The 23,952-nt window shown below is 67.9% G+C and carries 15 protein-coding genes and 1 pseudogene; 8 read left to right on the forward strand and 8 right to left on the reverse strand.

What is annotated here, in order from left to right; genetic code table 11:
* Positions 1–32 precede the first annotated feature (32 nt).
* Genes HPO96_RS38780 through HPO96_RS35960 form a run of 4 tightly spaced genes read right to left on the reverse strand, consistent with a single transcriptional unit; the run spans position 33 to position 3,929 of the window.
* The gene (locus HPO96_RS38780) at positions 33–353 is read right to left on the reverse strand and encodes a DUF4387 domain-containing protein (RefSeq protein ID WP_337796946.1); all 321 of its coding nucleotides are present in this window, start codon (positions 351–353) and stop codon (positions 33–35) included.
* A complete protein-coding gene (locus HPO96_RS38785) occupies positions 350–1,714 on the reverse strand; it encodes an acyclic terpene utilization AtuA family protein (protein ID WP_171678938.1) in 1,365 nt (454 codons plus the stop codon). The genes HPO96_RS38780 and HPO96_RS38785 overlap by 4 nt, the downstream gene beginning before the upstream one ends.
* Positions 1,714–2,667: a phosphoglycerate dehydrogenase gene (locus HPO96_RS35955; protein WP_171678939.1), complete on the reverse strand. Its 954-nt coding sequence runs from the start codon at positions 2,665–2,667 to the stop codon at positions 1,714–1,716. The genes HPO96_RS38785 and HPO96_RS35955 overlap by 1 nt, the downstream gene beginning before the upstream one ends.
* Entirely contained in the window at positions 2,664–3,929 is a 1,266-nt protein-coding gene (locus HPO96_RS35960) for an MFS transporter (RefSeq protein WP_171678940.1), read from the reverse strand. Before HPO96_RS35960 ends, HPO96_RS35955 begins: the two co-directional genes overlap by 4 nt.
* 108 nt (positions 3,930–4,037) lie before the next feature.
* Here HPO96_RS35960 and HPO96_RS35965 point away from each other — a divergent pair, with 108 nt between their 5' ends.
* Positions 4,038–4,751: a GntR family transcriptional regulator gene (locus tag HPO96_RS35965; RefSeq protein WP_171678941.1), complete on the forward strand. Its 714-nt coding sequence runs from the start codon at positions 4,038–4,040 to the stop codon at positions 4,749–4,751.
* A 96-nt stretch (positions 4,752–4,847) separates the two neighbouring features.
* Here the strand turns inward: HPO96_RS35965 and HPO96_RS35970 are convergent, their stop codons facing one another.
* Positions 4,848–7,736 (reverse strand): BTAD domain-containing putative transcriptional regulator, encoded by a 2,889-nt coding sequence (locus HPO96_RS35970; protein ID WP_171678942.1) that lies wholly within the window; start codon positions 7,734–7,736, stop codon positions 4,848–4,850.
* A gap of 442 nt (positions 7,737–8,178) precedes the next feature.
* On the opposite strand from HPO96_RS35970, the gene HPO96_RS35975 reads away from it, so the two are divergent.
* The 3 genes from HPO96_RS35975 to HPO96_RS35985 are packed head-to-tail and all read left to right on the forward strand — an operon-like array spanning position 8,179 to position 18,887.
* Positions 8,179–17,886 carry a LamG-like jellyroll fold domain-containing protein gene (locus HPO96_RS35975; protein ID WP_171678943.1) on the forward strand — a complete coding sequence of 3,236 codons (9,708 nt, stop codon included), beginning with the start codon at positions 8,179–8,181 and terminating at the stop codon, positions 17,884–17,886.
* The gene (locus HPO96_RS35980) at positions 17,883–18,290 is read left to right on the forward strand and encodes a hypothetical protein (protein WP_202886829.1); all 408 of its coding nucleotides are present in this window, start codon (positions 17,883–17,885) and stop codon (positions 18,288–18,290) included. The genes HPO96_RS35975 and HPO96_RS35980 overlap by 4 nt, the downstream gene beginning before the upstream one ends.
* Positions 18,291–18,311: 21 nt before the next feature.
* Positions 18,312–18,887, forward strand: coding sequence for a hypothetical protein (locus tag HPO96_RS35985; RefSeq protein ID WP_171678944.1), 576 nt, complete (start codon positions 18,312–18,314; stop codon positions 18,885–18,887).
* Positions 18,888–18,989: 102 nt separating this feature from the next.
* On the opposite strand, the gene HPO96_RS35990 is transcribed toward HPO96_RS35985, so the two are convergent.
* Entirely contained in the window at positions 18,990–19,406 is a 417-nt protein-coding gene (locus HPO96_RS35990; RefSeq protein ID WP_171678945.1) for a ricin-type beta-trefoil lectin domain protein, read from the reverse strand.
* 688 nt (positions 19,407–20,094) lie between these two features.
* On the opposite strand from HPO96_RS35990, the gene HPO96_RS35995 reads away from it, so the two are divergent.
* From HPO96_RS35995 to HPO96_RS36010, 4 genes are all read left to right on the forward strand, one after another.
* Positions 20,095–20,955: a DUF4394 domain-containing protein gene (locus tag HPO96_RS35995; protein WP_171678946.1), complete on the forward strand. Its 861-nt coding sequence runs from the start codon at positions 20,095–20,097 to the stop codon at positions 20,953–20,955.
* 13 nt (positions 20,956–20,968) lie between these two features.
* On the forward strand, positions 20,969–21,502 hold the full coding sequence (locus HPO96_RS36000) for a sigma-70 family RNA polymerase sigma factor (protein ID WP_171678947.1): 534 nt from the start codon (positions 20,969–20,971) through the stop codon (positions 21,500–21,502).
* A complete protein-coding gene (locus HPO96_RS36005) occupies positions 21,499–22,152 on the forward strand; it encodes a zf-HC2 domain-containing protein (RefSeq protein ID WP_171678948.1) in 654 nt (217 codons plus the stop codon). Before HPO96_RS36000 ends, HPO96_RS36005 begins: the two co-directional genes overlap by 4 nt.
* Positions 22,153–22,225: 73 nt before the next feature.
* Positions 22,226–22,597, forward strand: a complete 372-nt coding sequence (locus HPO96_RS36010) for a hypothetical protein (protein ID WP_171678949.1) — start codon at positions 22,226–22,228, stop codon at positions 22,595–22,597.
* Between the two features lie 8 nt (positions 22,598–22,605).
* Here HPO96_RS36010 and HPO96_RS36015 read toward each other — a convergent pair whose 3' ends face one another.
* Together HPO96_RS36015 and HPO96_RS36020 are read right to left on the reverse strand one after the other, a co-directional pair.
* Positions 22,606–23,418, reverse strand: coding sequence for an ACT domain-containing protein (locus tag HPO96_RS36015; RefSeq protein ID WP_171678950.1), 813 nt, complete (start codon positions 23,416–23,418; stop codon positions 22,606–22,608).
* Between the two features lie 61 nt (positions 23,419–23,479).
* Positions 23,480–23,952, reverse strand: a pseudogene (locus HPO96_RS36020) (cytochrome c biogenesis protein DipZ); the annotation flags it as partial.

Consider the following 23,952-nt stretch of genomic DNA (forward strand, 5'->3'; position numbering starts at 1 on the left):
GTCCGATGATCAACTGAGCAGCGCGTCGCTGCTCAGGCGGGCGGTTGCTGGACCTGTAGCTGGGCCAGGGGGATGTGTTGTTGGCCGGAGTGCATGTCTCGGTCGTGGAGGGAGCCCTGGCTGCGGGGGCGGGGGAAGGAGATTTTGATGACGTTGAGGGTGGGGATGCGGAAGAGCTGGACGGTGGTCTCGTCGACTGCGTAGAGGGCGGCGATGGTGCGTTCGTTGAGGAGGCGTGGGTCGGCGGCGAGCTGGTAGGCGGGCTCGTCGCGGAGGAAGAGTTCGAGGGTGAGCCAGAAGGGGCCGGCGTTCTTGGAGCGGACTTCGGTGGTCAGGTCGGCGAGGGTGGTCACGGGCGGACTCCGGTCTCGGTGCGGAACAGGGCCAGGGGGGTGGTGTCCACGACGTGGTTGAGGGTGAATTCGTAGGCCGGGCCGCGTTCGGTTTCGGCGGGGGAAAAGGGGAAGGCGAGGCTGGGTAGGTAATTCATGTCTTCGGTTGGCAGGTGCAGCATCAGGGGGTTGGCGACCTTGGCGATTGCGGTGGCGGTCTCCTGATCCGCTGCGCTGACCACGAGCATGACGCCGACTTCGCGGGGCGGTCCGGCGTCCGGCTCGAGGGTGCCGAGGACGGCGTTGTGGCCGTAGAGGCGGAGGTCGTAGTCGTACTGGCCGGGCTCCAGGTCGAGGGTGTCGTGGATCCGTTCGGTCAGCATCCGGTGCATGAAGCCGGCCCAGCCGTCGATGCGCGCCAGGATGTGCGGGTCGCGGATCGCGGTGAAGGAGATGGTCTCGTAGCCCGTGATCCGGGCTCCTTCGAGTTTGACGGTGTACTGGGCGGCCGGGTGGAACTGTGAGCCCTCGACGCGGACGGTGCGGTCGTCGAGGGCGACGTACGTCGCGGAGCGGACGTCCAGGGTGCCGCCGGGCTCGCGCATCTCGAACGGGTTCGCGGTCTCGTAGAGCATGTGCGCGGCGACGATCGTCGGCGTACAGGCGGCTTCGAGGCTCAGTGGTTCCAGGGTGAAGCCGTCGGCGTCGATGGTGGCGAGCACGCCGCCGGCCTGCGGTTTCGTGGTGCAGAGGCCGCCGCATTCGATGATCTTCGCGGCGTGCCAGGTCGGGCCCGCGGGCATGCCCAGCATCAGCGGGTACGCCGCCGCGAGGGCGGTGTCGGTTGCGCGGCCGGCCAGCACGACGTGGGCGCCGCCGCGGAGTGCTTCGACGATGGGTTCGTGGCCCATCGCTCCGACGATGTGGGTGCAGCTGTCGAGTGTCTCGGCGTCCAGCGGTCCGGACGGCGCGAGCGGATGGACCCGGCCCGCCTTCAGCTGCGTCTGGAGGTCGCCCGCGTCCTGCTCGCTGTAGATCCGGGTGACCGGGAGGTCGAGGCCTTCCGCGGTCATCACCTCGGCGGCGATCTCGGCGACCCAGTCGACGCCGGCGTCGGTGCCGCTGGTTCCACAGGAACCGATGATCAGCGGGATGCCGCCCTTCGCGGCTCCGCGCAGCAGCAGCCGCAGATCGCGGGCGACGGCCCGGCGGGTGGTCTTCGCGGTGGCCGAGCCGAGATAGTGCGGGCCGCTGTCAGTCGATCCTCCGTCGACGCTGATCACGTCGGCGCCGAGCGCCAGACCGCGATCGATCGTCTCCGCGGGGAATCCGCCGCCCAGCATGCCACTGGCGGCCAGGACCCGAACGGCGTCCACTGTCATCAAGGTTTCCTTTCGATCATGTTGACGCGGTACCGAGGACGTCCGGCGAGCGCGGCGACCAACTCGGCGGCGCCCTGCTTGCCGGCCGCCTGTCGCGCCTGCGCGGTCTGCCCGGCGAGGTGCGAGTAGACGACGATTCCCGGAACGTTCCGGAGCGGGCTGGTCGTCGGCAGGGGTTCTTCGGCGACGACGTCGAGCTGGGCGCCGGCGATGACGCCGTCCCGAACGGCTGCGGCCAGCGCCTCCTCGTCGACCACCGGACCGCGCGAGGTGTTCACCAGTACGGCGTTCGGTCGCATCAGCCGCAACTGCGCTGCGCCGATCAGGCCGCGGGTCTGCTCGGTCAGCGACGTGTGCAGCGAGACGAAGTCGGCGGAGCCGAGTAGTTCGGGCAGCGCGACGAAGTGGACCGCGGGATCGGCCCTCGGCAGTTTGGTCGTACACAGGACCTGTAGGCCGAAGGCCCGGGCCAGCGGTACGACGGCCTGCGCGATCGTGCCGTAGCCGACCAGACCGAGGGTTGCGCCACGCAACTCGAAGCCGTCATGACGAGGCCAGCCGCCGGCGGCTACTCCTGCCGCGCTGGGCACCAGCCCACGGGCCGCGGCCAGGATGAGCCCGATCGTGTACTCGGCAACGGCATTGGCATTGATCCCCGGCAGATTGCTGATGGAGATGCCCAGACCGGATGCGGCGGTCAGATCGATGGAGTCGTGGCCCACACCCGTGCGGACGACGGCGCGCAGCACGGAGGCCGAGAGCACCTCGGCCGTCAGCGGTTCGTTCGCGATCAACGCTCCCTCAACCCCGTCGAGCAGCTCGATGAGTTCGCTCGGCGTCCGTCGTCCGGTCAGTGGCGCGTGCAGCGTGGCGAACCCGGCCGAGCGCAGGTAGTCGTCGACCTCGTCGCCGGGGTGCAGGAAGTCGGAAGTGAGCAGCAGTCGCCGGGTCATGGGGCCGCCGCACGATTGCGCTGCAGGACGCCGACTCGCGTGATGACGAGCGCGGCGAGTGCGGCGATCACGCCGATGCCGACGAGCATCGAACGCCAGCTCGTGAGGTCGACGAAGGCGCCGACCATCGCCGGACCGAGGAACGCTCCCGAGGCCCAGCCCACCGTGTAAAGCCCGGTGTAGGTGCCGATGACCCGGGCCGAGGGCGCGAGGTTCCACAGGGCGACGACCGCGTTGATCATGAATCCGGCGGCGCCGGCCGCGCCGAGGGCGAAGGCGACGTAGCTGCCGGTCGGCTGTTGCCAGATCGTGCCGAGCGCCATCGCGGCGATGAAGATCGCGATCCCGCCGACCATGACCTTGATCCGCCCGAAGCGTTCCGCCAGGAGCGCGGCGGGGATCGCGGCGGCCAGATAGGCGATGCCGCTGGGCAGCGCCAGTCCGCCGGCCGCGCCGCGCGACATCGCCAGCGCCTCCTGCCCGTACGGCGTCATCAACGCCCGGACGGCGGCCCAGGCGCAGCCGAAGACGAAGATCCCGAGGATGAGGAGCAGCCGGCTGCGGTCCTCGTCGCGCAGAATCCCGAGGATGATCGTGCGCACCCGGATGCGCGATCCGGCCGACTCGTCCTCCGCCAGCGCTCGCTGGTAGCCGCGTGAGCGGCTGTCGCGAACCCGGAAGCCGATCACCGCGATCGCCGCTAGCATCAGCAGCGACGGAATGGCGAAGGCCGCGGACGGATGGTCGTCGACCAGCAGGATGCTGATCAGCGCCGCGACCAGCGTCGTCAGTCCGGCCGCGATCTTCACCACCGCATTGGCGCGGCTGCGGCGTTCGGGCGTGATGAAGTCGGGGAGCAGCGATTCCGAGACCGGCTTGAAGCCGTTGCAGATGACCGCGTAGACGACCATGGTTGCGATGAGCAACGACAGGCTGCCGGCCACTTGTGGAATCAGCAGGAACACCAGCGCGGCGGCCGGCATGCCGGCCACCAGGTAGGGGACGCGTCGTCCCCAGCGGGTCCGGGTGCGGTCGGAGCGGTTCCCCATCCAGGGCTGGATGAAGATCCCGAGCAGGTTGTCCATCCCCATCAGCAGACCGACCACAGCGGTGCTGGTGAGGTGGGCGCGCAGCAGCGGCGGCACCTGGGAGTCGAAGAAGTTCCACGTCACTTCCTGGGCGAAGACCGCCAGGGCGACGTAGAACGTGATCGTCCGTCCGGCCTGGTGCCCTGTCGCGGCGGACGGCGGGGTTGCGCTCACCACCACGTCCTCTCGGTCCGAACATTTGCCACGGAGATTAGTTTTGCTATAGCAAAACTGTCAAGAGATTCGATACGAGGTTTGTCATGGCATCTGTACACTCGCCTCGTGACGACCAAGCAGCTGGCCAGTCTCGCGACCGACACCCTCGCCGACCGCGCTTACCAGGCGATCCGGGAGGCCATCGTCGGTGGCGAGCTGCGCGCCGGTGAGAAGGTCACCGAGCGCGGGCTGGCCGAGCAGCTGTCCGTAAGCCCGACGCCGGTGCGCGAGGCGATCCGGCGGCTCGAGCAGGACGGTCTCCTGGAGCGGACCGGGCCGCGCAGCGTCAAGGTGTCGACGATCGGCAACAAGGCTGTCGAGGATCTGGCTGAGGTCCACGCGGCGCTCCGCGGTATGGCAGCCCGGTTTGCCGCGCGGCACGTCACTGCCGAACAGCTCGATCGGCTGGAGTCCACCCTGGGGGAGGCCGACGATCTCCTCATCGTGATCGCCCAGCGCCGGAGCGACGGTCTCCCGATCGAGAAGCACATCTACCAGCTCTTCGCCGTCGTCGACCGGTTCAACGATCTGGTCACCGCATGCGCCGGCAACCCGGTTCTGGAGCGCCTGCTCGAGCAAACCCGCGTCTTCTCCCAGCCTGAGGCCAGAGACCTGCGCTGGGAGCGAATCGCCCGCGGCGAAGAGTTCGGCCTCACCCGCTGGCCCAACCACCGAGCCCTCCTCGACGCCCTACGAGCCGGCGACCCCGCCCGCGCCGAGTCCGTCGCACTCGCCGACGTCGGCGAAGCAATCGCAGACCTCCTCCACGGCGCCCCGTAACCGGGTCCACGACGGACAAATGGGCAAACCGGCCGTCATCGCACGACTCTGTGGGGAGATCAACCGAACGGGGACAGCGTCCTCGCCGGTTCAGGACTACCAGCCTGCGGGGCGTAAGTGGGGGAGTGAGCGGGGGATCTCGAGGTCGAGCAGGGTGGCGATCCCGGTTGCGAGGTGCTGGTGCTCGGCGGCCTTTCGGGGGTTGTCGCCGGCGTGCGCTCGGGCGAGTTCGTGGTGGGCTTGAGCTTGTTCGTGGAGGTGCTCGCCGGGTGCCGCGACGGTGAGGGCGAGCTCGTAGTGCTCGATCGCGCCGGCCGCGTTCCCCAGGGCGGCGAGAGTTCGGCCCAGCTCGATGTGGGCCAGGGCTTGGAGGCGATGGCCTTGGTCGAGTACGGCCAGGGCGGTGTGCAGGGGTACCAAGGCGTCGTGGCTGCGTCCTGAGCTGCGCTTTGCGGTTGCGATGAGGATGAGAGTTTCGGCTTCGCCGCTGTGATCGCCGATTCGCTGCCGGACGGCGCGTGCTTGGTGGAGGAACCCCAAGGCGTCTCCGTAGCCGCCGAGGGCGATCATCGAGCGGGCGAGCGCGGTGAGGACATGGTCCTTCGGGCTGTGCTGGCTGAGCGACTCGGAGTCGGCACAGGCCGCGCGCAGGTAAGCCAAGGCGGTTTCGTGGTCGTCGTTGAGGCTGCGGACGACGCCGCGTGTCCACGAGGTGATGACTTTGGCATCGACGCCGAGCGGGGACAACGTGCCGAGGCCGGCGAGTTCGTCGGCCGCTTCCTGGGCCTGACGTTCGGCCAGAGTATGTGCGCCGCGTTGGAGGTGGATCAGGCCGAGCAGGGCGAGCGTGTGCGCATGTGACTCGCCGTTGGATTGCTGGTTGGCCGATGCGGTCAGCAGATCGAAGGCGTTGGACGTGTGGCCTGCCGACCAGTGGGCCATGGCCAGCAGGGTGTTCAGGAGCCCTTCGCCGCCTTCGCCGGTCTCTTGCGCGGTGGTCAGGCTGTGTTCGAGCAGTTCGATCGGATCGTCGGTGATGTTGCGACCGAGGAAGTGCCAGAAGGTGATGGCGAGCCGCCAGGCGTTGCTGCTGTTTCCTTCGGCCGCCGCGCGCCGTGTCGCGGCCAGTAGGTTGCTGCGCTCGGCGACCAGCCAGTTGTGTGCCGCTTCGGCGTCCGGGCCGCTGGCTCGGTGGCTGGCGACGGCGTCGGTGATGGCGGTCGTGTAGTGGTCGAGCATCTTCTCGGTCATCTGAGGGTCGTTGGACAGGCTGCGGGCGTACTGCCTGAGCAGGTCGTGCTGGCGGTAGCGGCCGGGTACGGGTTCTTCAGCCAGATGTACGTCGACGAGCCGCTGCAGGGCCTCGTCGGCCTGCCCGACCGACAGGTCGGTCATTGCGGCGAGAACGGCGGTGTCCGCGTCGGCGCCCGGATGCCGGGCCAGGGCGTAGAAGATCTGCCGGTCGCCGGCGGACAGCTGATCATGGGACATGCGAAAGGCCAGCGCGACCTCACGATCGGCGAACAGCTGGGGCAACCGTCCGCGCGTGTTGGCCAGCTGGGCGGACAGATGTGCGATCGGCCAAGCGGTTCGGTGCGCCAGCCGGGCTCCGGACAGCCGCAACGCGAGCGGCAGACCGGCGCAGATGCGGACGATGTGGGCGACGGCGTCGGGCTCTGCGGCGGCTCGATCAGCGCCGACCTGTCGTGCGAAGAGTGTCGTAGCCTCCGCTTCTGGCAGAACGGCCAGTGACAGCGGGCGGGCGCCTGCGAGGTTCGGCAGGCGGGATCGGCTGGTCACGATGACGAGGCTGGGACCACCGGGCAGCAGCGGTGCTACCTGCGTCTCGTCCACGGCGTTGTCGAAGATGACGAGGAGCCGTAGCGAGGCGGACGTCGCCCGCCACTGCGCCTTGGCGTCTCCGGTCACCGTGATGGCGAGCTGACCCAGCAGTACGTCGACAGCTTCGTCGGGCGTGAGTGGCGTCTTGCCCGCGCTGTGGCCTTGGAGGTCCACGAAGAGTGCGCCGTCCGGGAATCGATCGGCCAGGCGGTGGCCGGCGTGGACGGCGAACGCGGTCTTGCCGACCCCCGCCATCCCGTCGACGGTGTAGACGGTGGCCCGGTCGGCTGCAGACGCTGCCAGCCGGGCGAACTCGCCGTCGCGGCCGGTGAAGTCCGGAAGGTCGCGAGGAAGGCAGTTACGACCTGGGGCCCGCTCGGTAGGCGTTCGTACCGGCAGCGTGGATTGGGGTGGCCCCGCGGACAACACCTGCTGATGCAGCTCCTGGAGTTCGGCGCTGGGGTCGGTACCCAGCTCCTCCACCAGCCAGGTACGGACCTGCTGATAATGCCGTAGCGCCTCGGCGGCACGCCCGGCCTGAGTCAGCGCCAGCATGTACTGGCCTGCCACTCGCTCGTCCGACGGGTACGCGGCGGCGCGTGCCGACAACTCGGCGACCAGCGCCTCTCCGCGCCCGGACCCCAACCGGATGTCAACGAGGTCGTGCTGTGCCGCCAGTCGCTCCTGCGCCAGCTGTTCGCGCTCTGCCTCGGCCCATCTGCCGTTCAACCCGGTCAAGGCGTCGCCGCGCCAGCACTCCAGAGCCTCGGACAGCGATTGCTCTGCATGCCTGTCGTCGGCGCGGGCGCGAGCACACAGCGCACGGAATCTGTGCAGGTCGATCCCTGGCTGAGCCGTGCCGGCGGTCAGCGCGTACCCGCCCGATCGCCGCACGATGGACACCCCGGCCGCACCCGACAAGGCTCTCCGCAGCCGCGAGATGTAGCTGTGCAACGTGGCCCGCGCCCGCGGCGGCGCCTCCGCGCCCCACACCCGCGTCACCAGCCGATCCACCGGCACCACCCGGTCCACCTCGACCGCGAGCGCCGCGAGCATGCACCGCTGCATCGGCGTCCCGAGATCCACCGGCTGCCCGTCGACGAGCGCGTCGACTTCACCCAGCAGACGTATCTCAGCCGTCACACCCCAGCCCCCTCTGACGCAACGCCCGAACGACACGAATAGAGGTCACCTTCAGCTTAATGCAGAAACCTGCAAGCGATTCACACGACGGCCTCGTCATCGTGAACCTCACATCAAGCCACCCGAACCGATGCCTGAAATCGCAGTGTCAGGAGCTGACGGTGATATCGATAAACGCCCCACACACCCCCTGCCGCCCGATGCCCTGCGCAACGGCCTGGGACTGGGGCTGACCACCGGGCCGGATCGAACGTATCGAGACCGGTCCGGCCGAGCGCGTGCAGAAACCTGCAAGAAGTTCGCAGGAGCTGTCCGCCATCGTGAGCGGCGCACAAGACTCCTGACCCGCACAACCGCCCCGCTTGCGCCCGGCCCTGCCGGAGAACACTTGGGGTGGTCCCGCGGTCGAGGTCATTCGACGGTCTACCGGGGGATACCGCCCATGTCTCGCTCATCGCTGTCCGCTCGAAAGCGACGGATGTCGCTGCCGGCCAAGGTTCTGGCCATCACACTCGCCTGTGCTGTGCCGTTGGCCGGGCTGCGGACCAACGCCGAGACGGCGGCGGCCGCGAGCGGACCGGCTGTGGCTGCGATGAGCGGCAAGGGCGAGGAAACCGCGCCTGTTCAGCAGGTCGGGAGTGCGGACCGGCGGATCGGCGGCGAGCCGCGCACGAACAATGTGGTGCCGCCGTCGTTGCGGTCTCGGTACCCGGTCGGTGATCCGGTGGCGCCGAAGCCCGGACCGCAGCGGATCGCCGAGGTGGAGCCGAGCGCGACGCCGGTTCAGAGCTTCGACCCGAAGACCAGCCGGGAGCTCACGGACCGCCGGGGGCGGAACACAAAGGTCTTCAGCAATTCGGACAAGACCGAGACGACGGTCTTCTCCCAGTCTCCGGTGAACTACCGGAAGGGCGACGGCACCTGGGCGCCGATCAGTACCACGCTGCGCAAGGATCCGTTGACCGGCGTCTGGCAGAACACGGCCGACCAGGTGCGTTCGACGATTGCCCCGACCGCGGATGCCCCGCGCCTTGGCACATTGCAGCTGGACGCCGATCACCGCATCAGCTGGTCGGTCGCCGGTGCTCGCAAGGTGCCTGGCCAGGCGAGCGGTAGCAAGGTGCTCTATCCAGGCTTCGTCCCGAGCGCGGATCTCGAGCTCGTCGTTCAACCCGGCGGCATCAAGGAGACCATCGTCCTGCAGTCGAAGTCGGCTGCTCGCTCTTACTCGTTCCCGCTGGATCTGACCGGCCTGACCGCGACCGTCGTTGGTCGCGACGTCGTCCTGACCGACGCGTCCGGCGCCAAGCGGGCGCTGATCCCCGGCGGCACGATGGAGGACTCGAACCCGGTCGGCGGCCCAGCGGTGTCCAGCGCGATCACCTACCGGATCGTCACGGAGGCGGGCCGGCCGACGCTGAAGATGACGATCGATGACGCCTGGCTGGACGACGAGGCCCGGGTCTACCCCGTGCGCGTCGATCCGAGCATCCACCCCGCCGAGGGGCACGACTCGAACTACGCGATCAGCGTGGGGATCAACGGCTCCCAGCTGGGTGATCAGGACCTGTGGCTCGGCTGCCGGCCCGCGGTTGCCGGCGGGCCCTGTGGGGAGGGCAGGCAGGTCAACGCGATGTACCTGTCGTTCGGCGACATCGGCCGGACGACGCTGAAGTACCACCGGATCATCGATGCCCGGCTGAACCTGCTGAACTTCCAGGCCCCGAGCTGCAGCCCGCGCTGGATCAGCGTGCACGGGGTCAAGACGACCTGGCAGAACATCCCCCGGGATCAGATCAAGTTCCCTGGCCCGGCGGTCGGCCCGGCGCTGACCGGCGCCGGGTTCGCCCGTGGCTTCATCGCTCAGGGGCAGACCTCGTCGAAGTGCTCGACCGCGTGGCAGCAGCTGGACATGAACGCCGCGGGCCGCGCCTGGATGCAGGATTGGGTGAACGGCAAGACGACGAACAACGGCCTGAGCGTCCGGGCAGGTAACGAGCTGGACCCGTTGGCCTGGAAGCGGTTCACCGGCACGTCGACGCCGAACCCGCCGCAGCTGTTCATCACGCACTCGCCGTACAACGCGTCGTACAAGGTGCACCCGATCGCGGACGACGATCTCGAGACGGACGCCGTGCTGGAGAACCGCCCGGGCAAGATTCCGGTCACGGTGCGGAATCTGGGACCGGACACCTGGAACCCGTCGACGCACTACCTCACCTATCGGGTCTTCGACCGCAACGGCAAGCGCATCACCACCCAGCACGAGCTGCAGACGCCGATGCCGGTGTCGATCGCCCGGACGGGCGCGGTGAAGGTGAAGGCCAACGTCCAGGCGCTGCCGGGGAGCGCCGCGGGCACGGATTACCGCCTCGAGTTCACGATGGTGCACAAGAGCTCGGCCGGGAACAAGGTCTTCACCGACCACGGCGTACCGGCCGGCGGTGCGGTGATCACCGTCTCGAACGTGCCGCCGGTGATCAAGAAGGTCTGGCCGGTGAACGGCTATCAGGCGCCGACGCTGACGCCGCAGCTGTGGGCGGACGCGGTGGACGTCGAGACGCCGTCGACCGGCCTGCAGTACAAGTTCGAGGTCTGCGAGGTCGTCGGCGCGGAACGCCGGGTCGGATGCTTCACCAACGAGTACAACCCGATCAGGAGCTGGGTCGTGCCGGCCGGCAAGCTGGCGTGGAACAAGGAGTACGACTGGCGGGTCTACGTCAAGGACAACGACGGCGTCGTGACCAACGGCCCGGTGGTCACGCTGACGACGTCGGTTCCGCAGCCGGTCATCACGTCGCGGATCGCGAACTCGCCGCAGGGCAGCGGTGACAAGCCGTACGACCCGCAGGTCGGCAACTTCACCACCGGCGCCGTCGATGCTGTGATCCCGGTCGCCGGTCCGGAGCTGAATGTCGCCCGTACCTACAACAGCCTCGACCCACGCCGTGACGGTGCCTTCGGCGCCGGATGGTCCACCCGTTACGACATGAAGCTGGATGTCGAGGAGTCCGCTCAACAGAACGTGAAGGTCACCTACCCGGATGGCCAGCAGGTCAGGTTCGGCCGTAATCCGGACGGGAGCTACGCCGCGCCTGACAACTCGAAGGCCAGCCTGACGCAGGCGGGCGGGGTCTGGACCCTGCAGGTCGCCGCGGGCACCCAATACACCTTCAACTCGACCGGCAAGCTGTCCAAGATCCACGCGACTTCCGGCAAGCCGCAGGTACTGACCTATCGGGCCAACGGAACGCTGGACACCGTCGCGAGTGCGGACGGCGCCGGACGCAAGCTGAGCTTCGCCTGGACAGCCGACAACAAGCACGTGGCCGCCGTCAGCACCCAACCGGTCGACGGCACAGCGCTGACCTGGACCTACACCTACGTCGGCGACGTCCTGATGAAGGTCTGTGACCCGCAGCAGCAGTGCACGAGCTACGACTCCGAGAAGGGCTCGCACTACCGCAGCGCGGTCGTCGACAGCCAGCCGGACATCTACTACCGGATGTCGGACGGCGACGACGTCACCGACCCCGCCTTCAACGAGATCGACACCAACCCCTACCGCGAGAACGGCTCGTACGTCGGCGCCGTACCCGGCAAGCCCAGCCCGCTGGCCGGCGTCGGCGACGCGGACAAGGCGGTGCGGCTTGCCGGTTCTGAAGGACCGGCGTACGTGAAGATGGGCAACGGGATCCTGCGGCGTAACCGCGAGGCCTCGGTCGAGATGTGGTTCCGGACCTCGTCCACGAACGCGCGGCCGCTGCTGGGGTATCAGAACCGCAAGATCGAGAACAGTCAGAGTGACCCGTCGACCGCCGGAATGCCGATCCTGTACGTCGGGACCGACGGCAAGCTGCGCGGCCAGTTCTGGAACGGCGCCTACGCGCCGATCACCAGCACAGGTGTGGTCAACGACAACGAGTGGCATCACGTCGCCTTGTCGGTGCAGGACTCGACCCAATCGCTGTACCTGGACGGTGCGCTGGTCGGCAAGGCAGCGGGGCGGCACGTCGACAACTCGCCGTTCCCGTTCAACCAGATCGGCGCTGCCTACGCGGTGACGCCGTCGGCGTGGCCGGGCTGGGCCGACACCCAGCGGGCCTACTTCGAAGGCGAGATCGACGAGGTTGCGATCTACTCCAAGCCACTGCCGCATCAGGAGGTCTTCGAGCACTTCCGGCAGGGCCGGATCGCCGCCGACCAGTTGACGTCGGTCACCTCGCCTGGCGGCAGACAGCAGCTCGAGGTCAAGTACGACCCAGCGCTGGACCGGGTCAGCGAATACATCGACAGCAATGGCGGCGGCTGGAAGGTCGGCGCACCGGAGACGGTCGGCAGCAAGACCGACCTCCGGCGTACGGTGACCGTCCTCGACCCGGCCAACCGTCCGTCCGTCTACGAGTACGACGCACTAGGCGGCTGGCTGCTGCGGACCGGGAAGCCTCTCGGTCGCGATCTTCGGCCGGAAGACCTTCCGGTGCCGGGCGAGAACCCGGACTACGAGTGGGCGACCGGGCAGGGATTCGCCGTCCGCAGTTTCACCCACAACGCGCGTGGTCAGCTCGTCAAGCTGACGAACGAGGTCAAGGCCGAGGTCAGCATGACCTACGACGACCGCGGCAATCTCGCTTCGAAGAAGTCCTGCCGAACCGGGACGACCGGATGTTCGACGGAGTACTACACGTACCACAAGGGCTCGTGGCCGGGGCTCGACCCAAGGTGGGACAAACCGTTCGAGGTTCGTGACGGCCGGTCGGCCAGTGCTACGGACAACACGTACCGTTCGGCGACGTCGTACAACGGCAATGGTGACGTTTCCCTGCAGCTGTCACCGGGCGGCGGATCGACGGCGTACACCTACACCGATGGCGTGGCTGCCGGCGCGGACGGGCAGCCCATGCCGGCCGGACTGGTACGGACAATCACCAACAAGGTCACCGCCGATACGGACGCGGTCACCGAGTACACCTACTACTCGACCGGCCAGATCGCACAGCAAAAGGACCCGTCCGGCCTGATCACGAAGTTTACCTACGATGCACTCGGCCGAACGACCTCGCAGACTCAGGTCTCGGACAGCGTGCCGGCGGGTGCCCGCACCGACTTCACCTACGACCGTGCCTCGCGGTTGACCTCGATCACCGGACCGGTCACGACCGATGCCGTCAGCGGCGCGAAGCACCAGCAACGTGTCGAGATGACTTACGACGCCGACGGCAACATCGTGCAGAACCTCTCCAAGGACCTGCAGGCCGGCGGCGATCCGCGGATCACGAAACTGGACTACGACGACCGGGGCCGGATCAGCCGTACTGTCGATGCTGAAGGCAACGAGAGTGCGACGGGCTACGACGCGTTCGGCAACACGACCTGGACACGTGATGCCAACGGCAGCAACTGGTCCTACGGCTATACCGCACAGAACACGCTCGCCGAGGTCCGCGACGGCAACATCCCGTCCGGTAACACCGGGTACACCGTGCGGCAGTCGCTGAACTACGACGAGGCGGGCCGCAAGATCCGCGAAGTCGACTCGATGGGGCGCGAGTTCGTACACGCCTACTTCGGTGACGATCTGCTGCGCTCCACCACACAAAAGGCAGTTCGCAATCCCGATGGGACGAACCGGGACTTCGTCCTGGAGAACAACACCTACGACGGCGCGGGTAACCTGCTCCAACGGGTGGGCGCCAACGGCAAGGCAACCACGGTCAACACCTACGACGCCGCCGGCCGGATCCTGACCACCAGTGTCAACCCGGCCACCAGCCTGTCCCGGAGGACGACGTACACCCTCGACCTGGCCGGCAATGTCCGGAAGACGGATCGGACCGGCGCGTGGTCGAACGTCGACGGCTCCACGCCGGCGACGATCGCGACGACCGAGTTCGTGGTGGATGCCGCGGGTCGCACCCTCGAGCAGAAGAACAAGGCCGCGGACGGCTCCTATCTGACGACCTCCTGGACCTACGATCAGCGTGGTCTGGCGCTGACCGCGACCCAGCCGCGCGGCAACGTCAGCGGCGCGGTGAAGGCCGACTTCACCACCACGTTCGAGTACGACGAACTCGGTCGCCAGGTGCGCAGTGTCGCGCCGAAGGTGCTGGCCGAGAACGGCTCCGCTCCGGCCGAGGCCCGCCCGACCGCTGTCGTCGGCTACGGAGCCTTCGGCCTGGCGACATCGACGAAGGACGCGCGAGGCAACATCAGCCGGATTGCCTACGACAAACTCGGCCGACCGATTCAGAGCAACGCACCGAGTTACACACCACCGGGTGCCGGCAGCCCACTGACGCCGACGCTCAAGACCGAGTACGACGCCGTCGGAAACATCACCGCGAAGATCGACGCGCTGGGGAACACGACCCGGTTCAAGTACGACCACCTCGGCCGTCGGATCGAGGTCGACGCTCCGGCGGCCACCGATGCCGAGCGTGCGGTGTGGAAGTACAGCTATCTGGCGGACGGGCAGGTCGCGGAGGTGACCGGTCCGCTCGGCGCGGTGCAGAAGTTCACCTATGACGACCTCGGTCGGCAGATCACCAGTACGGCGGTCGAGCGGACCCCGGCGGCGGCGAATTTCGTGACTCGCGCCGACTACGACGATCTCGGCAACGTGACGAAGGCAACCACGCCTTCGGGAGCAGCGAGCGTCCTCGCCTACGACACGCTCGGCCAGCTGACGACCTCCACCGATCCGAACGGTGTCGTGACGAAGTTCGGTTACGACTACGCCGGCCGGCAAGTGCGGGTCTCCGACGCGTTGGGCCGGACCGCTCGTACGACGTACGACCTGTTCGGGCGGACGACGGCGACCAGCCTGCACGATGCCGCCGGCAACTCGCTGGGCGCGCGGAGTTTCGGCTACGACCCGGACAGCAACCTGATCCTGTCGAGTCCGGTGAGCGGCAAGCGGGCGACGGCGTACACCTACGATGCGCTCGGCCGGCTGACCAAACAGGTCGATCCCGTCACGGCGACGGAGTCGATCACGATCGGGTACGGCTACGACGTCGCCGGAAACCGGTCGCGGTACACCGATGGCCGGGGGAACTCGACGACGTACGCGGTGAACACCCTTGGACTGCCGGAGACGGTGGTCGAGCCATCGACGCCGGGCCATCCGGCGGTCGCGGATCGGACCTGGACGGCGTCGTACGACGCCATGGGACGGCCGGTCTCGATGCTTGCGCCGGGCGGCGTCCGGCGTACGCAGACCTATGACGCCGCAGGCCGACTCGTCAAGGAAGAGGGCACCGGAGCTGAGGCCGCCACCGCTACGCGTGAGATCGGCTACGACCTCGCCGGACGGGTGAAGTCGACCAGCTCGATCGGCGGCTCCAACACCTACACCTACAACGATCGCGGCATGCTTCTGCGCGCCGAAGGCCCCTCCGGGCCGGCGACCATGGGTTACAACGACGACGGTCAGCTCACGCAGCGCGTGGATGCTGTCGGTACGTCGGACTTCAGCTACACGAAGGGCCGGCTCACCTCGGCGACCGACTCCGTCACCCGCACGCCGCAGACCTACAGCTACAACGCCGCCGGCGGGATCAGCACGGTCGACTACGGATCGGGCCGGATACGGACGATCGGGTACGACGCGTTCGGCCGGCAGGCCAGCGACGTCCTCAAGAACAGCGCAGGTACCACTGTCGCGTCGCTGACTTACGGCTACGACGCCGACGGCAACGTGACCAACAAGAAGACGACCGGCGTCTCCGGCGCCGGCGACAACACCTACGCGTACGACCAGCTCGGCCGGCTCGTCTCCTGGACGGTCGGCGGTAAGACGACCGCGTACGAATGGGACGCCGCGAGCAACCGGACGAAGGCCGGTACCGCGACCGCGTCGTACGACGCCCGCAACCGGCTCATCACCGGTGACGGGACCGACTACACCTACTCGGCACGCGGCTCCATGCTCTCGAAGACCGACGGCTCCACCACCGAAGCCTTCAGCTTCGACGCCTTCGACCGCATGATCACCGTGTCCGGCCGCGACTTCACCTACGACGCCCTCGACCGCCCCGTCCAGGCCGGCACCACGCGCATGCGGTACGCCGGCTTCAGCGACGAGGTCATCAACGACGGCACCCAGCAATTCGGCCGCGGCCCCGACGACAACCTGCTCAGCGTCGGTCAGGAATCCACCAAACGACTCGTCCTGTCCGACCGCCACCGCGACGTCATCGGGGGCTTCGACCCGACCGACACTGGCCTCGCGGCCGGCCTCCCCGACTCCCGCACCTACAACCCCTTCGGCGAATCCACCGGCACCGGCCTCAAGTACCGCATCGGCTACCAAGGCGACTACACCGACCCCCGAAGCGGCCAGGTCAACCAAGGCGCCCGCTGGTACGAACCCAGCTCCGGCACCTTCTCCTCCCGAGACACCGTCACCTACCCCGCCAGCACCCCCTCCAACTACCCCAACCTCTACGCCTACGCCGCCGGCAACCCCGTCACCAAGTACGACCCCACCGGCAACCAGCCTTGCCTGGACGGGGATGACGACGACGGAGGCTCACCTCCGCGCGAGAAGCCAGATCCCCGACTCCTTGCGCAATTGGTCAAGTGCGTTCCGATCGACCCGGACAAGCACGGTCAGGGGAACATCGGATCCGGCTACGGAAAGCCCAAGGGCGGTGGCGGCAGCAAGGGCGACGACAAAGGCGGCGACAAGGGCGGCGACAAGGGCGGCGACAAGGGCGGCGACAAAGGCGGCGACAAGGGCGGCAACCCACCGCCCAAGAAGAAGCCCAGTTGCGACGCCGAGTGCCAGCGCAAGAAGAAAGAAGAACGCGACCGTAAGCGCACCGAGGCGGCCAACAACGCCATCGAGAAGCGCGTCAAGAGCACGGAGTTCCCGCCCCCGGGCTCCCCGGGCTGCGCCGGCGGTAACCCCGCCCTGTGCGGCGCCGCCCCCAACAAACCGACCCTCCCAGGCGCCGGCTCCTACAAAGACCTCACCAACACCACCGGCGGCGTCGGCGAACGCCTCTACCGCGGCCTCGTCAACAAGAACGGTCCAGTAGTCCGCAACGCCGTCAAGCCGCCCAAACAAGACGGCCTCGGCTGCGCACTGCCCGGCTCCTGCGTCGCCGAGTACGAACGCGCCGGAGCCGAATGGATCGAAGACCACCCCGACGAGTACCACGCCATCCTCGACGGCCTCGGCCAGTTGCCCGGCATCGGGCCCTACTTCGACACGATCAACGCCGCCAAGTACTTCGTCGACGGCGACACGGCCAACGGCCTGCTGAGCTTGGTCGGAGTCATCCCCGGCATCGGCGATGCCCTGGCCGGCGGCCGATCAGCCGGCAAGTACGGCCCCAAGATCCTCCGCAAACTCGGCGGCGGCGGACCGGCCAAATGCAACTCGTTCACGCCGGACACGAAGGTGCTGATGGCGGACGGCACCACGAAGCGGATCGCGGATGTCCGCGCCGACGACCTGGTCTTGGCCACCGATGCCACCACAGGCAAGACCGGACCACACCGGGTATCGGACACGATTGCCGGCGACGGCACAAAGAACATGGTGGTCCTAGAGGTCAGCAGCAGAGCCAAGGACGGCTCACTGGTCGTCGACGAGGTCACCGCCACCGACAGCCACCCGTTCTACGACACCGCCAGCAACCGGTGGACGACGGCCGCCAAGCTGGTGCCGGGTGCCGAGCTGCGTCACATCCAACCCGGCCAGGTCGTGAAGGTCGTCGCCAAGCGCGCTTACCAGGCCGAAGCGCGGGTCCACAACCTCAGCGTCACCAAGGCACACACCTATTACGTTCTCGCCGGCACCAACCCGGTCCTCGTACACAACTGCAGGTTCGACCCGAGAACGGCGGACGAGCACTACGACAAGCACGTGCTCGGTGACGACCCGGATGATCCTGACTGGAAGGCCGATATGCCGGAGTACGAATTCAATGGAGGGTTCAACCGGTATATTGAGGATTCATGCTCGCTGATGTGCGGCCCGCTGCCGCCGGGTGTTCGCGAGGGCGAGCGAAGTGATGGTGCAATCATTCGGTACGACGAGATGACCGGCAATATTGGGATGCGAGAAGGTGACAAGATCACCACATTCTTCAGGCCCGTCGATGGATGGCGCTATTTTTGGAAGGAGGTGAATCGATGACGAAACCCAGCTCCTTCGACGTGGCTTTCACGGCTCTCGTTGTCGCGTCGGGTAGGCGTCGGGATGCGTCGCCGGCAGAGCTCGTCGGCGCCTGGGGTCGATTCGTCGCCAAATGTCAAGTGGGTTATCGAGGTTCTGCGTCGGACTACTTCAATGAGCTGACTTCTCGGGACTCGATCGAGGCTGCGCTGCAGAGCGAGCAGTTGTCCGGGTACGCCGAGATGGCAGATCTTGAGGAGCAGGTGGCGCAGATCGACGCCCGCTTCCGGGTCTTGCTTCGGCCGGACGCCTTCCCTCGCATGGCAGTCGAGGACTGGTGGACCCGTGGAATCGTGAGATTCGCTGGGCCAAAGCTCGTCCGCGAGCTCAAACAGACTTACAGAGTCACAATCGCAGAAATCTGAACCGGCAAGTCAGGAGTTGAAATGAGAGTACGTTTCGTGGCGGTGGGGGCGCTTGCAGCCGCCGTTATCACTCTGGCAGGCGGCAACGCTGCCCAGGCCAAAGTGCCGCAGGGCGACGGCAGCATGGGTGACTCGATTCAGTTCAGTTTCGGTGCCGCGCATGAATTCGGCTCGGTCAGCGGGAACGGCAGCTGGATCAACGGGCGAGCAAACTTTCTGAATCGCATTGCAGCTTGTGACAAGAAGGCGGCCGACCGGACGCCCGTCGACGTGCAATACGTCCTGACGCTTCAGAACGTGATCGACGGCTCGTTCAAGACGGTGACTTCTCCGGTTTACAGCCCGGCGAGCCAGTTCATCACTCCGGCCGGGAACAAAACGATGAAGGTTGGCCCCGCCGAGGAATGCCGGGTGCTGGAGGAGGACTGGCGCGTTCAAAGCTCGGAGATTTACCTGCAGTATTCAGCCGCTGCACGCATCCGGACCCGCGGTTTCTCCAAATCGGGCACGACCGAGGCGGCCGGGCCGTGGCACTACACCGGCTGGTCGAAGAACCCCTATGTCACAGGATGCCCGACGTGCAAGCAGGCCAGGTAGCGAATTGCGCGGGGTATCCGGAGCGCACCTGCGATACCTCGCCCGGAGTCTGCCGGCCGATGCCGGCAGGCTCCGGGGCTGGGACCTCAGTGGTCGAGGCGGTCAGCGGTACCAGGTAACGGCAGGGCCGGTGTTGCAGTCGAGGCGGCGGGCCCAGGAGTTGCCTGGGAGGACGCCGAGGCAGAGGCCGCCGTTGGCGAACTTTGTGGGCGCGGAGCCGCCGTCGTAGGCCCAGTCCTGCTTCGGGTCGCGTGGTTGGCCGGGGCGTTTCCAAGAGCACTCGGTCGTTTGGAGAGCGCTGGTGCCGGGTAAGGCGGTCAGGCAGCGGCCGTGCTGCAGGTCCATCATGTACGGCCACAGCCATTCGCTCTGCCATTTCTGAGCGTAACTGCCGTTGCACGGCAGTTGTAGTACGGCGAAGCTCTGGCTGGCATCTGTTGCGGTCAAGCACAGTCCGCTGTGCTGGTTGACGAGATTGAGGATGATCGGCCGCTCGGGTGGATCGGCTGCGGCTGGCACGGCAGCGAGTGTTGCGGCGGCTAGGGCCGCGGCGAGTGCCGAGAGGCGTTGTGTGACACGAGTCGTTGCCTTCATCGTCAGACCCCCAATTGATAGTTTGGCTGATCAACCATGACAGCCGGCCTGCTCGTTGCGGGCTGGATTTGCCCGTCCGGACGTCGGGTCCGCGCGATCGGGCCGACATGTTGACGACATCGGCGTCGAGTCGTCGAGTGAGTGCCGGCCAGGTTCTCAGCGTGGTCCAACTGAGCCGCACGGCCGCCAGACGCATCACCTCTTTCGCATGCACCGGCGGATCAACACGAACTGGGGCGGTTTACACGGTGGCTCGGGGTGAGCCAGCAGACGGCGATGTGGCCGGTTCGGCGTCCAGCGGGTGGTACCCAAGACGGTTCGGCTACTTCGTTGCCTGGGCGTTCGTGCCAGTTGGCGTCGTGCTGGAGCCGACTCCGTCTGAGCAGCAGGATGCTCGGCTGAGGTTGCTGATGTCGGACGCGTTGGCGTAGGCGGGTACCTGGTCCACATCATGCGGATCTCCTGTCGGCTAAGTGACCCATCCGTGCTGGGGTCCGGGCCGAAGTGTTGCCTGAGCGGGCGCCCCGGGGCGGAGAAAGTTCGGAGCTTCTTGAACGCGGGCGAGTGCCGGGCCGTACCTACTCGCATCATTCGCTGGATCGAGGAGTCCGACATGAAGAAGACGTTGGCCGTGATCGTTGCCCTGGGCGCTGTTGTGGCCGCGGCGCCGACCGCTTCGGCCTCGGCTCGGGGTGCGTCGCCCGACCTGTATCTGCTGGAGAGCGACGGCTCGCTGAGCGTTCGGGACGCGCAGCGGCCGTTGCTGGCCGAGCACCGGGTCAAGGTTCGGGGGCTCAAGGCTCATGATCGGCTGGTCGGTATCGATGTGCGGCCGGCAACGGGCAAGTTGTACGCGATCGCGAAGTCCGGGCAGTTGTACACGCTCGATGTGAAGTCCGGTCGCGCGACCGCGGTCGGCACACCGGCGGCCGGGGCGCTCGGCTCCAGTGTCGGGATCGACTTCAACCCGACGGTCGACCGGATCCGGGTCGTCACCAGCAGCGGGCGCAATCTGCGAGTGCACCCCGATACCGGTGCGGTGGCCGCGACCGACGTCAACCTGGCGTATGCGGCGGGCGGCTCGGCCCCACGGGTCGCGGCGGCCGGGTACACCGACAGTTTCGCGGGTGCGACGAGTACCGGCCTGTACGTCCTCGACGCCGCGCGCGATGCGCTGGCAACTCAGGGGACGTTGCCCGGCGCAACGCCGGTGGTGTCGCCGAACAGCGGGCAGCTGTTCCCGGTCGGCCGCCTGGGCCGGGACATCTCGGCGGTGAACGGCTTCGACATCTTCGGCAAGGGGCGTGGGTCCTTCAACGCCCGCGACTACGACGCGATCGCCGCGGTCCGGGGCGGGCATGGTCTGTTCGGCGGCTCGCAGCTCGTCCGGGTCGACCTGAAGACCGGGCGGACGTCGCCGCTGCTCGCCCTCGGTCTCGGCGACGTCGTCGGTCTGGCGTACGCCGCGCGCTGAGATACCTCGACCGATGCCCGGTAGCGAACACGATCTCCGCCACGACGACGGAGTCCGCGCGGCGTACGCCGAGCACGGCGCCGAGCTCTATCGGTTCGCGCTGCGGCAGCTGGACGACGACGGCGCCGCGCGCGACGTCGTCCAGGAGACGTTCGTCCGGGCCTGGCGGGCCGCGGATCGGTTCGACCCGTCGGTCGCGAGTCTGCGGGTGTGGTTGTTCGCCATCGCCCGCAACCTCGTGATCGACGAGTCGCGCCGCCGGGCCGCGCGCCCGGCGACACCGCACCCCGCCGACCTGCTGACCGATTTGAGTCCTTCGGTCGGCAGCGCCGACGATCAGCTCGTGCTCGGCTGGCTGGTCGAGGAGGCGCTGGGACGGATCCGGCCGGAGGCGCGTTCGGCGCTGGTCGAGACCTATCTGAGAGGACGCCCGTACGCCGAAGTCGCCGCGGAACTCGGCGTGCCGGTCGGCACGTTGCGCAGCCGAGTCTTCTACGGTCTCAAGGCCTTGCGCCTGGCGATGGACGAGATGGGAGTCGAACTGTGAACGTCGAGGAGCATCGCCGGCTGCGGGAGCTGCTCGGCGCCTACGCCCTGAACCAGCTCGATCCCGCGGAACGAACCGCCGTCCAGGCCCATCTCGACGGTTGTGCGGAGTGCCGGGCCGAGCTGGCGGTGATCGCCCCGCTCGCCGGGCCGTTGCGGTCGGTCGATCCCGCCCGGCTGGAGCGCCGGCCCGAGCTGCCGCCGCCCGGCCTGGAGGAGTCGATCCTGGCGGCGATCAAGGCCGAGCCGCGACCTCCGCGCCGCCGCTGGATACTCGCCGCGGCCGTGCTGTTCGCGGTCGGCGCAAGCGGGGTCGGGATCGGATACGTCGCCGCCCCGGATCCGCCGAAGATCCCGATCGAGCCGGTGTCGGTGACGCCGATCGCCGCCGGTATCCGCTCCACCGCGAGCGTCGTCCCGCACACCTGGGGGATGGAGATCAAACTGGCCGGCAGCGGCTACGAACCCGGACGGCGGTACCGCGTCGTCGTGCTGGACTCGGACGGGCGAACCGCCCCGGCCGGCGAGTTCATCGGCACCGGCCCCGCGCCGATGGTCTGCAACCTGAACTCCTCGGTCCTCCGCGCCGAGGCCCGATCCTTCGAAGTCCGCGACGAGTCCGGCCGCGTCGTCCTCGAAGGCCAGGTCTGAGCCTCGCGCTGCGTGACGTCTGTTTGATCCAGGCGTTGTTAGGGGTACTTGCCCCCCGGGAGGATCAGGCTTCATGTCGAAGACCGTCAGTACGCCCGCCGGAGCTGCCGGCCAGCTGTGCGACCAGCACGGTTCCGCGCTCTTGTCGCTGGCGACTGCGATGACCCGCGACCCGCTCCGGGCCCGCAGGGCCGTCGTCGACGTCATCCACAGCGCCAGCGCGCACCGCCCCGGGGCTGTCCGCTCTGAGCTGGTTCGGCACCTGTTCGAACGCTGCGGTGGCGCCGAGAGCGTCTCCGCCCGGCCGGCCGGGGAACGCCGTGACCTGGTGTTGTACCTGGCCTGCGAGAGCGGCTTGACCTATCAAGTAGTCGCCGAGCTGACCAACCTTCAACCGGCCGACGTGGCCGGGTTGATCTCGGAGGGCTTGCGGCATCGCTCCTGACCGGCGGGTCACGGGCGGGCGTGGGCTACCTCGGCGAGTTGGGCGAGGCGGTGGGCGCGGGCTGATTCAGCGGGGGTGAACGGCTCGCCAGGGCGGGTGAAGGCGAAGAGGCCGGCCCAGGGCGAGGGGATCTTCAGGATCGTGCGATCGCCGGGCAGCTGTCCGGCGAGAAAGGCGTGGTCGGTGACCAGGCGGGCGCCGAGCAGGTCGGCGACAGCGTGCGGAAGTTCGGCCGGGTCGGCGGCCACTCGCATCGACAGGCTCAAGGCCTTGGTCTGGCCGTCGACCAGGGCCAGGGCTGTGGTCGACCAGACGTGCACGTCCCGGCCGCCCGCGGTCTCGATGGCGGCGTGCAACTCGTCCGCGCCGGTCGACTCCGGCGTCGACACGACCAGTTCGTCACGGACGCCGTGATCGAGCGGATGGACGTGGAGATCGAGGATGTTCGCGTCCAGGGTGGTCAGCTCGTGCGTCAGGCGCTCGAGTGCGCCCGATCGGTCGTCGACGGTGACTCGCACGCGCCACAAGGTGTCCGCGACGGCGGGCCCGCGCCGTACGGGGCCGTGCAGCCACCTTCGAAGGAGGCGCATGGTGGACGGCTCGATCACCCAGATCACCAGCACCGTCGTGACACTGGCCAGCGCGGCGACCGACAGCAGGTACGGCGGATGCAGCGCGAGCACAATCGCATGCAACGCCAACTCGATCGGAGCGACCGCCAGCAGCTTCGCGAGCGTCAGGCGCAGCCGCCGGGGGTGGGGAAGGCGGCCACACACTTCACACGCTGCCCCACCGGCCAGCGCCGTCCGCAGAGTCTCCATGGGTAACAGCATCCGGGACGGAGATTGCCCAGGTATTGCGCCGTCGTGACGTCGGTTCGCCTCAGCCGAAGCTGTAGGTGAAGGCGGACAGACCTGGGGTGTAGGTGACGGTCATGGTGTGGCGTTGCTGGCTGGGGAGGTCGGCCAGCTGGTAGGCGTTGGGAGTGCCGGAGACTTTGACGGTCTTGTCGGGGAGGCCGGGGATCGAGACCTTGACGGTGCCCTCGCCGGACAGGACGTGGAAGACCTTGGCGGCGTTGAAGTTGAGGCGGCTCTGGGAGGTCTTCGTCGAGGTGACGCTCTGGGTGCCGACCTGCCAGCTGCCGCCGAGGCTGAAGGTGTCGTCGGGCTGGGCGGAGTTGAGGCCGAAGGCAACGGTCTTGTTGGGAGTGAGTTTGCCGGCGCCTTGCAGGTTGGTCGAGCGCGAGTAGCCCAGGTAGGTCTCCGGGGTGGTGCCCTTGGCGCCGATCGTGTCGGCCTGCACGGTGCCGTCCACGCGTGCGGGGAGCTGGACCGCCGGGTTCGCCTCCTTGA

Origin of the sequence: Kribbella sandramycini (assembly GCF_013131805.1) — a bacterium.
Taxonomy (GTDB): Bacteria; Actinomycetota; Actinomycetes; order Propionibacteriales; family Kribbellaceae; genus Kribbella; species Kribbella sandramycini.

What these genes read in the sequence shown, in the direction of transcription:
- HPO96_RS35975 (WP_171678943.1), top strand. Translation starts at nt 8,179, where the DNA reads ATGTCTCGCTCATCGCTGTCCGCTCGAAAGCGACGGATGTCGCTGCCG.
- HPO96_RS36015 (WP_171678950.1), bottom strand. Translation starts at nt 23,418, where the DNA reads ATGGAGACTCTGCGGACGGCGCTGGCCGGTGGGGCAGCGTGTGAAGTG.
- HPO96_RS38785 (WP_171678938.1), bottom strand. Translation starts at nt 1,714, where the DNA reads ATGACAGTGGACGCCGTTCGGGTCCTGGCCGCCAGTGGCATGCTGGGC.
- HPO96_RS35985 (WP_171678944.1), top strand. Translation starts at nt 18,312, where the DNA reads ATGAGAGTACGTTTCGTGGCGGTGGGGGCGCTTGCAGCCGCCGTTATC.
- HPO96_RS36010 (WP_171678949.1), top strand. Translation starts at nt 22,226, where the DNA reads ATGTCGAAGACCGTCAGTACGCCCGCCGGAGCTGCCGGCCAGCTGTGC.
- HPO96_RS35995 (WP_171678946.1), top strand. Translation starts at nt 20,095, where the DNA reads ATGAAGAAGACGTTGGCCGTGATCGTTGCCCTGGGCGCTGTTGTGGCC.
- HPO96_RS36000 (WP_171678947.1), top strand. Translation starts at nt 20,969, where the DNA reads ATGCCCGGTAGCGAACACGATCTCCGCCACGACGACGGAGTCCGCGCG.
- HPO96_RS35980 (WP_202886829.1), top strand. Translation starts at nt 17,883, where the DNA reads ATGACGAAACCCAGCTCCTTCGACGTGGCTTTCACGGCTCTCGTTGTC.
- HPO96_RS35955 (WP_171678939.1), bottom strand. Translation starts at nt 2,667, where the DNA reads ATGACCCGGCGACTGCTGCTCACTTCCGACTTCCTGCACCCCGGCGAC.